This window comes from Mesorhizobium delmotii (assembly GCF_900149755.1).
GTDB lineage: Bacteria > Pseudomonadota > Alphaproteobacteria > Rhizobiales > Rhizobiaceae > Mesorhizobium > Mesorhizobium delmotii.
In genome coordinates this window covers 1,730,460-1,743,447 of the sequence record NZ_FUIG01000013.1, presented here as the reverse complement: position 1 = coordinate 1,743,447, position 12,988 = coordinate 1,730,460, and the positions used below count along the sequence as shown (strand labels likewise).

Annotated in this window: 10 protein-coding genes and 1 pseudogene; 3 read left to right on the top strand and 8 right to left on the bottom strand. The window is 59.2% G+C overall.

All coding sequences use genetic code 11. The features are described from left to right. Nucleotides 1–23 precede the first annotated feature (23 nt). From BQ8482_RS09725 to BQ8482_RS09705, 5 genes are all read right to left on the bottom strand, one after another. Nucleotides 24–878 (bottom strand): hypothetical protein, encoded by an 855-nt coding sequence (locus BQ8482_RS09725; RefSeq protein ID WP_133254724.1) that lies wholly within the window; start codon nucleotides 876–878, stop codon nucleotides 24–26. A 371-nt stretch (nucleotides 879–1,249) separates the two neighbouring features. Further along, the gene (locus tag BQ8482_RS09720) at nucleotides 1,250–2,425 is read right to left on the bottom strand and encodes a glycosyltransferase family 9 protein (protein WP_123147232.1); all 1,176 of its coding nucleotides are present in this window, start codon (nucleotides 2,423–2,425) and stop codon (nucleotides 1,250–1,252) included. Continuing rightward, nucleotides 2,412–3,596: a hypothetical protein gene (locus BQ8482_RS09715; RefSeq protein WP_133254723.1), complete on the bottom strand. Its 1,185-nt coding sequence runs from the start codon at nucleotides 3,594–3,596 to the stop codon at nucleotides 2,412–2,414. The genes BQ8482_RS09720 and BQ8482_RS09715 overlap by 14 nt, the downstream gene beginning before the upstream one ends. An 8-nt stretch (nucleotides 3,597–3,604) precedes the next feature. After that, nucleotides 3,605–4,783 (bottom strand): glycosyltransferase family 9 protein, encoded by a 1,179-nt coding sequence (locus BQ8482_RS09710; protein WP_123147230.1) that lies wholly within the window; start codon nucleotides 4,781–4,783, stop codon nucleotides 3,605–3,607. A gap of 6 nt (nucleotides 4,784–4,789) precedes the next feature. Further along, nucleotides 4,790–6,595, bottom strand: a complete 1,806-nt coding sequence (locus BQ8482_RS09705; protein ID WP_165848471.1) for an ABC transporter ATP-binding protein — start codon at nucleotides 6,593–6,595, stop codon at nucleotides 4,790–4,792. A gap of 147 nt (nucleotides 6,596–6,742) precedes the next feature. Here BQ8482_RS09705 and BQ8482_RS09700 point away from each other — a divergent pair, with 147 nt between their 5' ends. Then, entirely contained in the window at nucleotides 6,743–7,828 is a 1,086-nt protein-coding gene (locus BQ8482_RS09700; protein WP_133254722.1) for a GSCFA domain-containing protein, read from the top strand. Nucleotides 7,829–7,844: 16 nt separating this feature from the next. Here the strand turns inward: BQ8482_RS09700 and BQ8482_RS09695 are convergent, their stop codons facing one another. The 3 genes and pseudogenes from BQ8482_RS09695 to BQ8482_RS09685 form a co-directional block, all read right to left on the bottom strand. Beyond that, on the bottom strand, nucleotides 7,845–8,780 hold the full coding sequence (locus BQ8482_RS09695) for a TylF/MycF/NovP-related O-methyltransferase (RefSeq protein WP_133254721.1): 936 nt from the start codon (nucleotides 8,778–8,780) through the stop codon (nucleotides 7,845–7,847). Between the two features lie 197 nt (nucleotides 8,781–8,977). Further along, nucleotides 8,978–9,496 carry a transglutaminase-like cysteine peptidase gene (locus BQ8482_RS09690; protein ID WP_244602713.1) on the bottom strand — a complete coding sequence of 173 codons (519 nt, stop codon included), beginning with the start codon at nucleotides 9,494–9,496 and terminating at the stop codon, nucleotides 8,978–8,980. A 1,070-nt stretch (nucleotides 9,497–10,566) separates the two neighbouring features. Beyond that, nucleotides 10,567–10,888 (bottom strand): annotated as a pseudogene (locus BQ8482_RS09685) (PIN domain-containing protein); the annotation flags it as partial. Nucleotides 10,889–10,947: 59 nt separating this feature from the next. Here BQ8482_RS09685 and BQ8482_RS09680 point away from each other — a divergent pair. Continuing rightward, a complete protein-coding gene (locus tag BQ8482_RS09680; protein ID WP_123147225.1) occupies nucleotides 10,948–11,721 on the top strand; it encodes an SDR family NAD(P)-dependent oxidoreductase in 774 nt (257 codons plus the stop codon). Between the two features lie 120 nt (nucleotides 11,722–11,841). Further along, the gene (locus tag BQ8482_RS09675; protein ID WP_244602679.1) at nucleotides 11,842–12,987 is read left to right on the top strand and encodes an ABC transporter ATP-binding protein; all 1,146 of its coding nucleotides are present in this window, start codon (nucleotides 11,842–11,844) and stop codon (nucleotides 12,985–12,987) included. The last annotated feature ends 1 nt before the right edge of the window (nucleotide 12,988 follow it).

Sequence of the window (12,988 nt, the reverse complement as noted above, 5' to 3'; positions counted from 1 at the left end):
TGCGGGCACTTTGATCGAGCAGATCAGCGATTGTAAATATCGATTAAGGCATTGGCGATCCGTTGCGAAGCCGGCACCTTTGGATCAATCGACAGATTGGCGTTGAGGAAGTCCCGGCTTTGCTCAAAATAAGTCGGCCTTGACCTGACCGCAGCGCGGATATCTTCGACGAGGTCATGCTCCGACAATGTTGGTTTGAAAGCGCCCATAGGACTGTCGAACTCGACCATGGGCGAAACCAGCGGAAACAGCACCACCGGAATGCCGCAGGCGATTGCTTCGTAAACAGTGGTGCTTGGGCGCGTTACGAGCGCCAGAGCGTCTGGGAGCAGCTGTGCGAAATCCAGGGTCGATTTGTTCGGCATATCGACTTTTGCGAACATCGTGGGGTGGACGCTAACGACATAGGCAAGGCCGAGTTTCGCGCATGCGGCTGTCACGGCTTCAATCGCTTGGCGATCTGCGGGCTCTTCGATATCCCCCTTGAAGTTGACCAGCACAAAAAGCCCTTCATCGTGCCTGGCGCCAGCGCTTCCGACGGCACGCTCAATGACCGGCGAGCCGACTACGTATGTCGGCTGTCGTCTTTGCTGCAGCGCCGCTGGTCCCATCGACAGGATGTAGTCAGCTCTCACAAATCGATGCGGCTGCAGCAGCCGCGCACCTCCGATCAGGCCGACTACACGGATCATGCCGAAGTTGATGGAGTCGATGAATCGCCTAAAGAATTGCGGCGCATAGTCATTTCCAGTCACCAGCATGTCGCCGGGTCTGATCATCCGCTCGAGTTCGGCAAAGCCGATATGCGATATCCCCCGGGCGTTGAGTTCAGGTCGCGCTATGCCGCCGCGTTTCAATCCATCGAGATGCGCGAACACGCAGCGGATGCCGCGGTCAACCAGAATTTCTCCCGCGTCAGCCAGCAGCCGAACATTGTTGCGGTTGTGTGGGACGAAGTAGACAGTCCTCGTCGCTGCCCTGCCGCGAGCGTAGATACGCCCGCGCTTGAACAGATTTCCTGGATGCACAAGCCGGTACGCCGCGAGGAGCCGCTGCACAAAGCCTTCGCTGACAGGAGAAGCCGCCTTGGTTCTCGACCTACCCAAAGATATGCATCGCCTCTTATCCGTGAAATTCAGAACGGCCGCCCGCCGGGTAGTTTACAATGCTCTCGCCGTCAAGAAAGACGCTTGACTACTTCGCCGGTTGTGACCTGCCTGGCACACTCGCGATGTATTGCGTGATGGATTCAACCAGCGCTGATGAGTGAGCCCATGTGGTTTTGTGCGTCTTCCATCACCGCGGCCCAAGGCCGCTCCCGTTTCGAGACCAGCACTGCAGATGGATAGTAGGGTGTGCGATCGCCCTCGACCGGCCAGGAACGTTTGAAACCATCGCCAAGAATAAAGACCGACGGGATGCCGAGCGCGCCCGCAAGATGCGCCCCGGTGTTGCTGATGGTTACCACGGCGTCCATCGCGGCAACCTGCGCCGCGAAAAGGTCCATATCGACGAGTTGGTCGATTGATCCGTCATGGAGAATACGCGCGAACTCGCCATCGGTCAGGATCTTCAGGTCGGACTCGACCTGGCCATATTGCAGCGAAACGAACCGGAGGTCCGGACGGCTGATAAGCCCGCGCCATGCCGTAAGTGGCGGCAGGTCCTTGCCGGGATTGGAGCTGCCCCATGCGATGCCGACCAACGGCCGCCCATCCTTGCGATAGCGAGCGCGAAGTTCAGCGACCCGCGCCGGGTCCGGCTTCAGCGGGACGAAATGCTCCCGGATCGTGGTCTCATCTGTCTCGAACACGGCAGTCAGATGCTGAACGCCCGCAAAGGCCTGGGCCTCGCCATAGGCGGCCTTGTTCCCCGGACCGACAGCTCGCACATCGGCGGCGGGAAATGTCCGCTGAAAGAGCGGCACCAACCGGTGCTCGACCAGGACGATCAAACGAGCGGCTCGGGCGAGCGCACGGCCGACGGAACTCGCATGATGGATCGCGGTGGCCAGACCCTGCTTTTCGGTCTCCATCAGATCGACGAGCAGGACCTGGTCCGAGATATCCTGGCCGAGCCATTCGCCGTTGACGCGGCCCTCAACGATGTGGCGCCGGGCGATCTTGAGCTCGGCCGCCGGGCCGTAGGCGCCCATGCGCATCAGTGCTTTGCTAAGCTCGTCGAGCAGGCGAACCTCGCCCCTCGACTTCGCAATCGACCCCAGAGCCAGGGCTTTCGGCAGTGCGGCCGACCAATCGCGCGCCTCGACGCTTCGCCGATAATCCGCCATCTGATCGGCAATGTCGCCATCACGCCAGCGAAGGAAAAGCTGCCGCCGGTGGCGCCGGAACCAGACCTTGTAGTTGTAGCCTGCAAGCGCGACACCGCGGCGGAACCGGCGAAGGAGTTGGCTACCGGCCATCATCAACTCCATCGATGATTTGTGTAACCCGTTTGCCTGCTTCCTGCATTGCATACGCCCATACCTGGCCACCCTTTCGAACCAGCCGAACGTTTGGATATGTGGCTACCGTCTCGCCGAAGGCGGGCCACGACAGCCGAAACCCATCGTCGAGCATGACCACAGTCGGGACGCCAAGCGCTCCCGCCAGATTGGCGCCGGTATTGCTGATCGTCACCACCGCATCGAGCGCGGCAATTTGCGCGGCAAAGCGGTCCATATCCGACAACTGGTCCACGGAAGCGTCATGGATGATGCGTCCTGGCGCCCAGCGTTCGAATTCGGAGAGCGCTGGCCCGACATCGCCATATTGCATACTGACGAAACGTCCTGGCAGATTGCCGAGCAGCGCCCGCCAATCGTCCAGAGCCGGCAGGTCCTTGCTCTTGTTCAGGCTTCCCCAGGCGAAGCCGATCAGAGGACCCGGGCCACGATCGAGATAGGTGCTGCGCAGCTGGGCGACCAGTCGGCGATCCGGCTCCAATGGAAGGAAGGGCGCGCGTGCTGTTGGCTCATCCGGCCAGAAATGCTTCGCCAGTGTCTCGAAGCAGGCGAAGACATCGGCGTCCATCGCCTCCTCCCCTTCTCCTTCTAGCCTGACATCGAGCGCAGGATATGTTCTGCGATAAAGTGGCGCGAGTCGCGGCTCGACAAAGACGGTGCATCGGTCGGCAGCTGCGATTACCGGCCCAAGCAGCGATGCGAACTGGAGGAAGATTGCAAGATCGCCTTCGCGCCGGTCGACGGCAAGCCGGCGACCCGCAAGATCACTGCCATCCCATTCGGGCCGGCCGGGCACTTGCTTGCTCGACGCAATCAACTGCCAGGCGCGATTCCCAGCGCCAAGACGTCTCAGTCCACGCCCGGCCTTTTTGACAAGCCCGCGATCGCCAAGCTGCTCACCAAGCAGGCCGAGTGCCAGCGCATGATCCCGCGCCGCCTGCCAGTCACGCCGCTCGACACTCTGCGCCATCAGGCTCATATGCCGTTCGACGCTTTCGTCAGCATGGCGCGAGGGACGCCTGAAAAACTTCTTTGCCCGATCGAGAACCTTCTGCAGCCGCTTGCCGTCAACGCCTTGCGGGCGCAGGTCGGCGGCTTTTGCCTTCTCAAGAGTGGCTCGTCTGTTCGGCACGGCGACCCTCAACTATCGCTAGACAGCTTCGAACGCGCCGTCAGGATTGACGAGAGGCGCCGGCCGACGTCTTCGAGCACCACCGGCCACGTGCGTCCTTCCTTGCGCATGACGACGCCGTTCGGATACCAGGGCGTTCGATCGCCAATCACTGGCCACGCTGTCTGGAAATTGTCATCGATCAGGAAAACAGTCGGCACGCCGAGTGCTCCGGTCAGATGGGCCGCCGTATTGCTGATCGTTACGACGGCATCGAGTGCGGCGACCTGCGCGGCGAAACGGTCCATATCAACCATCTGATCGACACTGTCATCATAGATAAGGCGTGCGTCATTGCCGTTGCGCAGGCGCCGCAGCGCCGGCTTGATCTGTCCGTACTGGAGGGAAACGAACGTCGCGTGTGTCCGGGCGATGAACCGCGCCCATTCGGGGAAATCAGGCACGTCCTTGGTGTGGGATTTGCTGCCCCAGGACAGACCCACCAGTGGCAGATCCGTCATCGAGCGATAGCGCTTGCGGAATGTCTCGACGAGTTCAGGATCTGCCCGCAGCGGCACGAAATCGGCGGCAAGTCTTTCGGCATCGCGGCCGAAAACCCAGGCGAGATTTTCGAAGGTCGCAAATTTGTCGCCAACGACATTCTGCTGCGCTGGGACCACGGTCGCATTCGGGAACGTCCTCTGTACAAGCGATACAAGGCGCGGCTCGACCCGAATTGTCGCGCTTTGCGCGCATGCAGCGGCGGCACCGGCCAGTCGCGCATGGCGGATAACCCGGCCAAGACTGCGAGGGTCATCCTCTACAAGATCGATCAGCAGTGTATCCGAACCGAGGTCTTCTCCAGTCCACTCGTTGGCACCTTTCCCTTTTCGTTGCCGGCGAGCGGAAAGCCGAAGCTCGGCCGCCCGCGCGAACTTGCCCAGCCGTTCGAACGCCTGGCCTGCCTTCTGCATCATTTCAGGGTCGCGGGCACGATCGGCCATGATGGCCATTTCATTGGTACTTGCTTCAAGCCCTGCCCAGTCCCGGCGCGCGATCAACGCGTCGACCTTGGCCTGCTGCTCAAGAACGGAACGAGGTTTGGAGCCGGTAAACAGCCTGCGCACGGCCTTTGTGTATCGGCGCAACTGCAGGCCCAATCCGCCAATCACGTACCGGATATAGGAACCGTGGTAAAAGCTGGTCATCGACCTTCAGCGCAATACGCTCTGCCGCAGCGTTTTTCCGCCTTCGACGATCGGAGCGGACGCTTCCAGATGGAAGATCGAGCGATAGATTTCGCTGCGCTCGGCAAGCTCGTCGTGAGTTCCGGAGTCCGCCAGCATGCCAGCGTCAAATACCAGAATACGATCGGCCGCCTTGATGGTTGAAAGCCTGTGCGCAATGCAGATCACCGTGCGCTGAAATGCATCGTCGAACGCAGCCTCCATGACCGCCCGTTCGTTTTCGCCGTCGAGCGCGGATGTTGCTTCATCGTAGACAATCACCGGAGCATTTTTGAGCAGGGCGCGCGCGATGGCAACGCGTTGTTTCTGCCCGCCCGACAGATTGGTACCGCTCGGCCCGACAAGCGTGTCGAGCCCGTTTTCCAGGTTAGAGGCAAAGCTGGTGACCCGGGCGAGGTCCGCCGCGGACTCGATCTCCCGATCGGTGGCGTTCGGGCGTCCGTCACGAATGTTGTCACGGATCGAGCCTTCGAACAGGAAGACGTCCTGTGACACCAGTGCGATATTGTCGCGAACGTCGGAGAGGCTGATCTTCGAAATATCCTTTCCGTCGAGGAGAATCCTGCCCTTGTCCGGCTCCATCAGGCGCAGGACAAGATTGACGATGGTTGTCTTGCCGGCGCCGGAGCGGCCGACGATCGCCAGCTTCTCACGAGGTCGCACCTCGAAGGAAACACCGTGCAGCGCCGGGCTGTTGCCGCCATAGGTGAAGGCGACATCTTCAAAACGGATGCTGCCCTCGACATCGGTGAGATGCTCGCCCGCGGTTGCGAGTTGTCGCTGTTCGGGGGTATCGATCAAATCATACATCTGCTCGACGGCCACCATTTGCTTCTGGATGTCGACATTGACCCGGGCGAGCCGCTTGACGGGCTCATAGGCAAGCATAAAGGCGGTTATGAAGCCCATGAATTCGCCCGGCGTCTTGCCGTTGCCGAGGGTCTGCCAACTGGCATACATAACGAAAAGGCCGATGATGAAACCGCCGCCGGTCTCCATCAATGGACTCATCAACGCCGATGTCCGGTTGATCTGGATGCCGCGCCTTTCCATCTTGCCGACGGCCTTTGCGAAGCTGGCGGCTGCCTTGTCTTCGAGTTGGAAGGACTTGATCGTGCGGATGCCTTCGACGGCTTCCGTGCCGATCGACTGGACCAGTGCAGCCAACTCCGTCTCACCCCTTGCAAGCGCCTTGAGCTTCCTGGTTATGGCGCCCACCGATAGGAACAGCAGCGGTAGAACCGTCACGGATATCAGCGACATCACCGGATCCTGCTTGACCATGACGCTTGCCAGGGCAATCAGCTTGAGCACATCGGAGACAGAGCTGCTCGTGAGGGTGAGAATAACGGCGGCCCCGGCGCGCGCGTTGAACATGATCTTGGAGACGAATTTCGCCGGATGCTGGTTGGCGAACCGGCCGATGTCGAAACGCACCATTCGGGAAAACTGCCGATTTTGAAGGTCCGAAACGATGGCCCGGCGAATCTTCCCCGTCGTAATAGTCTGGCAGTAGTCAGCGATCCCTTTGATCAGGAAAATGCCGATAATCACGAGGCTGATACCCCATGCGGCGGCAGCGTTCCGATCCACATAAATGGTATTGACCATGACACTCATGATCCAGGCCGTTGCGCCGGTCGCCGCCGCAGCGGCGATCGAACACAGCAAACCTGTCACATACAGCGTCTTATGCGGTGGTAGGTTTTCGACGATCAGGCGCTTGACCGGCGGATACGTCAGGGCCGCTGAAATTCGTTTCTTTGCGCTCATTCCGTTTCCCGATGCGATGTATCGTTTTTGTGACGACCCTCGCTCCTGCCGATCCATGAAATTCTCTCGACGCCGTCACACATGCGCCAAACTGGTACCTGACGTCTGACTTCGTTCGAAGTTATAGTCAATCTTGAATCCTCCTGATTGCGGCTGGCGGCGAAGCGGACTAAATGTCGGGCATTGCTGTCGGCGGCCGGCTATGAAGATCATGGAGCTATTGTGACATTACTAGAGCGAGTTCGACGAAAGTACTTTCGGCTGCGCCACCAACTCGGATACATCAAACCTATCCGTTTGATGGCATCGAACAAATCAAACACGAAGTATGACGACTTTGTCAGTTCGGGCGCCATTACAATTCGCAAAACTTCAATATTCACTTCTGACGACATATTCTTCACGATGGGGAGTTGTTTCGCGCAGGAAATTCGACGTGCATTGACAAGCAGGCAGATCGCATGCGTTCCGTCTTATAGAAATATCAGCTTCGACCCGGCACAGGCCATTGTAGATGAGCTGCCTCGGCAGGAGCATATGAACTTCTACAACACCTTCACGGTTCGCCTTCAGATCGAGCAAATGCTCGGGTTGTGGGATCAGGCCCATGACGACTGGTGGCAGGTCAAGAAACGTGCTCCTTGGGGCCCAATCTGCTTTCAGGACCCGTACCGCCGTGGCATCTTCGCCAAATCTCCGCAAGTTCTCAGAGAGGTGATCGAGAGCGTGAACCGAGAGATGCGGGTTGGCTTCGATGCAGCCACGGCATTCATATTCACCTTCGGAATGACTGAGGTCTTCATCAACAAGGCCAGTGGCAAAATAGCAGCACAGAAACCGCTTTATCGTGGCGGAGGCGGAATGCAGGAAACGACGCTTCACGTCAGCAACTTTCAGGAAAACTACGCCAACGTGATGGCCACCGTGGACATGGTCCGTCAAAACAAACCCGATGCACCGATAATTCTTACAGTCTCACCGGTTGCGTTGGCTCGGACGTTTCAAGACGCGGATGTCGTCACCGCGAGCACTGAAGGCAAATCCGTTCTTCGGGCTGTGCTTGGTCAAGTCTGCCGGGAACGGGACAATGTCCATTATCTTCCCTCATTCGAGTTTGTCACCCATGGAGGCCTTGCTCGTAGCTATAGAGAGGACTTACGGCACGTAAAGATATCAGTCGTCGACGAGATCGTTGAACAGTTCTTCAATGCATACTTTGCTCCGTCGCCGTAGCCGCAGCCATTCAGCGCTAGCTTGCCTTTACGACAATCGCCTGCCCCGTTGGAAGTTCGATGATGCCTTCAGGGCGGTTTTCGAAGAATTGATCAAAGGCCTTTCGGGCTCCAGGACAGAGCGCAGAGCCGTAGTCGTCACAAATGATCATGCCATTCGCGCACACCCGATCGTAGAAGAAGGCAAGCGCGTCACGTGTCGGCTCGTATAGATCGACGTCAATATGGACCAGGGCGAAACGCCGGTCGGACACGCTGGAAAAAGTTTCTGGTATCCATCCCACATGAAAAGTGGTGTTGCTGAAGTCGGAAACATTCTCTCTGGCTACCTTCTCGTCGGTGCTGAGATCGCCGGACTTCCATGGCGTTCGGCCGTTTAGCTTGCGATCCTCTGCGGTTGGTTCGGAGAGGCCAGCGAACGAGTCGAAAAGGTGGTAGTGTCGTGGCCGAAGATCACTCATCAGCATGAATATCGTCGACCGGCCTTGCCTTACGCCGCATTCGGCCACATCGCCATCGATGCGCTCGATCGATCGCAAGCAGCTTTGCAGGACGAAAGCCCGGGGATCTGGAATCCCGCGGATGTCTTTGACTCGCTGCAGCGCCTTTCGGAAAAACGGCTGGTCCTTCCAAACCATATGACTGGAATAAACATAAAAGCCGTATTTGTCGGCCTTCTTCTGAGAGACCTTATACCAAGCCACGCCTCTGCGTTTTTTCGAAACAACAGCGAGTGCCACATCTCTTAATTTCATCGGTACCAGCATTTTCGGTATGTTCATAAAAACGGGCGGGATCGAAAGCTCTGCCGGCATCAGACGCGGAATGAAGTCGAGTTCCGGCTGAAGGACATGGGCTTCTCGAGCGCCGCAAGAAAGCACTTTCCGGTGCCCGTAATAAGGCAACGTCGAGGTTGGAACTCGCATGGGGTGCGACTCAAGATCACGGGTCACGTGCCTGGGCCCAATCAGGAAATAGTCGATCCCTGCCGGGCTGTCGGAGTTAACTCACTGCCGGGCTCGCGCCGCGCGCGCAGTTGATGGCACCGGCGTCTCATTATCACATGTTTGCATGCAGCCAGATCAACGCCCTGCGGCAGGTGCGCGTCGAAATGCTCAGGCTCGTCATCGCGCTTGCGGAGGCGAGAGGTTCAGTCGACCGCACCGACCAGAACGTCGCGGTATTCAAGTATCGCGACCCAGCGCCCGGTATCTGTGGACGATTGCCTTTTTAGAAATCTATATCCAGTTTTCGACCAAAGCTTCACCTCGTCGTTGAGGTTGTCGAGCACATAGTCGCCTTTGTCGGTCTTGACCGTCAGCACTGCGTGCCCTTCGCCGTCCTTCTTTTTGACGACGGTGATCAGAAGGTTCGAGAGCGATATGCCCTCCAAATTGAGCATCCGGCGCTTAAGCAGGACGTAGTCCTCGCAGTCGCCGATCGCGCTGTCAGGATAGGACCAAAATTCCATCGTGCCGTGAACGGCAAAATCGCTCACGGGCTTGATCGATCTATTCACGAGTTGGGTGACGGACGCGAGTTTTTCTTCCATGCCTCTGCTCAAAAGGACTGGAGGGACCCTGCCCGATCGTATCCTGCATTCTGAGGCATGCCTTCGGCAGAATTCAACGTGGCCGACCGGGATGGAACTCCGCTGCCCTGTGGCCATGGCACCAGACACCACATCGGCCGAAGCTTTCTCCATCGGCGTCGCGGACATCATCAAGCCCAACAGTAGGCCGGCACGCAGCCATGCCCGCGGTATCACCAATCCCATTCGCCCCGCCCAAGGTAACGACCCGAAACAATATTTAATATCGCGTTACCATCTTTTCACGGGCACATCAACGCAACCGACACACAATTTACAGCTACGGTCGCGAACCATCACCAACGACCGAATGCTGGACGCCGCGCGGTCAGCGCCAGGAAATTTCCATGGCCACCGGAAGACCCTCGCGTGTTCTCGCGTGACCGCATCGGCGCACCTGCGCCTATCGACGACCCAATCAATGGGGGATTGTGCGCCTGTACGTCACCGAGGCAGCGCCGCTTACAGGACCAGATGACGCCGACACGTATTTGGCTGCCCAAACGTGGACAGACGGCCGAGAAAAAGTTGTAGCCAAATTTGTCGAAGCGACCGAAGGCCAAGAGCTACGACGCTCTCGCGTAGATTTCGCATACATTCGGATACATTTCGATGGCACCCGGGCAAACCTCTGCGACAGGGGTAGCGTAAGTTCTAATCGTGAGCAGGAAGGCTCGTCATGGTGACGAGACAGGAGGCCGACAGCGGTTTCGCAAGCAGGAGTCAATAGCGCGCGAGGCGCCGATTGGCCGGTCTGCTCATTCGAAGAAGGGAAAATACGATGAACAAGCTTATAACGGCTATCGCCCTCCTTGCCATGTCGACGGGAGTCTCGCTCGCTGCCAATCAAAACCCGGATCGCGACCCGACCCGCGGATTCGTTACTGGCGTCGACAACAGCGGAATGACCTTAGACACCAGTCACACGGCTTCCTTGCCTCCACCCGTGGTTGCCCCAAAGGAAGGACAGCCACAGTCCGGCAAGGTTCTTAGGGGTCGTGCACCATGGGCGGGCCGTTAATATACGGAGAACTTGCCTTCCCATGCAAAACTGTCCAATCACCCGCAATGCAACGAGGGTGGTTGGACAGGGGCGCAAAAGAATCCTGCCGCCATGCTCCAGTCCTGAATGAGCCATATCCGATCGGTCAGAACTCCCACGGCGAGAACGACTTGAGACCAGTCGTGCCGAAGACCCCCAAATTCCGCGTCGCCAAGCGGCCGCTATTCACCCTTGAGATTGCAGCAAATCATGCAGTCGGGCGCCGACATCCCGCGGCCCTGCCGCACGGCAGTACCATAGGCCATCGCGGCTTCCTCGGTCAGCCCGAAGATCCGATCGGCAAACCGACGACAATACGAGAGTTCCCGCTCCAGACGCTCGGCACGCTGATCGGGTCGAATTTTCTGGATGCCCAAGGCGATATCGCCGATCGTCACGGCGAAGATCGCAAGATGTATAGACAACCGGCCGCAACTGGTGTTCGTTTCCAGCATGCAATTTTCGGGAATGCAGGAACCGTGACAGCATGGACGCCGCTCGCTTGTTCGACCTGACGGGAAAAAAAGCGCTGGTGACCGGCGCCAGCCGTGGCATCGGCCAGGCCATGGCGGAGGCGCTCTCCGCGGCTGGTGCCGACGTCGCGGTGACCGCCCGCGACGAAACATTCCTTCGTGAGACGGCGGACCGAATTAACGCTAACGGGCGAAGGTCGCTTTGCCGCTCTCTCGACGTGCTCGACACCGATCGTATCCGCGTGGTGGTCGACGATGTCGCGGATGGCTTTGGCGGGCTCGACATCCTGGTCAACAACGCCGGCTATGAGCAAGTCCAGCCCTCGCTCGACGTCGACGAGGCAGTGTGGGACCGCATCGTATCGACCAATCTGAAGGGCGCCTTCTTCTGCGCGCAGGCTGCGGCGCGGCGGATGGCTGCCGGCAACAGCGGTGGCGCGATCATCAATCTTTGCTCGCTGACCTCCTATGTCGGCATTCCGACCGCGGTGCCTTACGGTTCGTCCAAGTCTGGGCTCCTGGGCATGACGCGCGCGCTCGCCGCGGAATGGGCATCGCTCGGAATCCGCGTCAACGCCATCGCTCCGGGGTATTTCCATACGGCGATGACGGATGCTTTTTATCAGGATCCCGACTGGCAGACGGCGATGCTGGCCAAGATCCCGCAGCGGCGCTTCGGCACGATGCAGGATCTGGCCGGAGCCGTCGTGTTCCTGGCCAGCGGGGCATCCGCCTATGTCACCGGGCACTGCCTCCCAGTCGACGGCGGTTATCTCGCATCCATCTGAGCGACTGAAGTGTGGTGCAACAAGAACCGTGTAGACCCGACGGCTTGTATATGGTTGTATATACCACCTCGCAGCGCGGACGTTCTTGCATGCGACCGGCGACAAACAAGGGGAACCGCAATGCAGGAGCCTTTCCGGGCCCTAGCTTCACGCGAAGCGGAAGGCGGCAGGGAAATCGCAGTCACGGTCCGCAACGTCGGGATGGACTTCGATGGGGTTCATGCCGTCAAGAATGCATCCTTCGATCTGCCGAAGGGCCGGTTCCTCACCATTCTCGGGCCTTCTGGGTCCGGCAAGACAACCCTCCTGCGCATGATCGCCGGGTTCCAGACCCCGAGCAGCGGCGAGATCTTCATCAACGGCGAAGCGGTGAGCGCGGTGCCCCCGCACAAGCGGTCGATCGGCATGGTCTTTCAGAGGCTTGCATTGTTTCCACATATGACGGCGGCCGAGAATGTCGCCTTCCCGCTGAAGATGCGTCGGCGCGACGCACGCACCATTCCGGACCGCGTCGAGCGATATCTCGCGCTGGTCCAGCTCGAGGGCTATGGCGGCAGGCGCATTCACGAACTTTCCGGCGGGCAGCAGCAGCGCGTCGCGATCGCGCGCGCGCTGGTGTTCGAGCCCGACCTGCTGCTTCTCGACGAGCCGCTGGCTGCGCTCGACCGCAAGCTGCGCGAGGAAATGCAGCTCGAATTCCGCCGCATCCAGCGCGAGCTCGGCGTCACCACGATCAACGTCACCCACGACCAGCGCGAGGCGCTGGTGGTTTCCGACGATATCGTCGTCATGGATCAGGGCGAGATTCAGCAGAAGGCACGGCCGATCCACACCTACCGCCAGCCCCGCAACGCCTTCGTCGCCAATTTCATCGGCGTCACCAACTTCATTGCCGGCACGGTACGGGCCGTCTCGGAAGCAGGCGACGTCTCCATCCTTCGAGGTGATCTGATGCTTGCCGGAAAGATCGGCGATCCGGTCAATCCACCTGCGGAGGGCGGCAAGGCGTCGGGAGCGATCCGCGCCGAACAGATCCGCCTCGCCGGCGAGGCTGCGCAGCTGTCGAAGCTCGATTGCATGCTGGCCGGAACTGTCACCGACACCATCTTCGAAGGCGAGCGTATGGTCTACGAGGTAGCCTGCGCCGCGATTGGCGACGAGGTCATTCGCGTTTTCGACCATGATCCCGCCGCGCACACGCAGTTCGACATAGGCGAAAGCGTGTTCCTGGGGTGGAATGCCAGGGACATGCTCGTTTTTCGATAGA

Excerpts from the sequence above, each read along its gene's own strand:
- BQ8482_RS09705 (WP_165848471.1), bottom strand. The coding sequence starts at position 6,595 with ATGAGCGCAAAGAAACGAATTTCAGCGGCCCTGACGTATCCGCCGGTC.
- BQ8482_RS09720 (WP_123147232.1), bottom strand. The coding sequence starts at position 2,425 with ATGATGGCCGGTAGCCAACTCCTTCGCCGGTTCCGCCGCGGTGTCGCG.
- BQ8482_RS09690 (WP_244602713.1), bottom strand. The coding sequence starts at position 9,496 with ATGGCCACAGGGCAGCGGAGTTCCATCCCGGTCGGCCACGTTGAATTC.
- BQ8482_RS09675 (WP_244602679.1), top strand. The coding sequence starts at position 11,842 with ATGCAGGAGCCTTTCCGGGCCCTAGCTTCACGCGAAGCGGAAGGCGGC.
- BQ8482_RS09680 (WP_123147225.1), top strand. The coding sequence starts at position 10,948 with ATGGACGCCGCTCGCTTGTTCGACCTGACGGGAAAAAAAGCGCTGGTG.
- BQ8482_RS09710 (WP_123147230.1), bottom strand. The coding sequence starts at position 4,783 with ATGACCAGCTTTTACCACGGTTCCTATATCCGGTACGTGATTGGCGGA.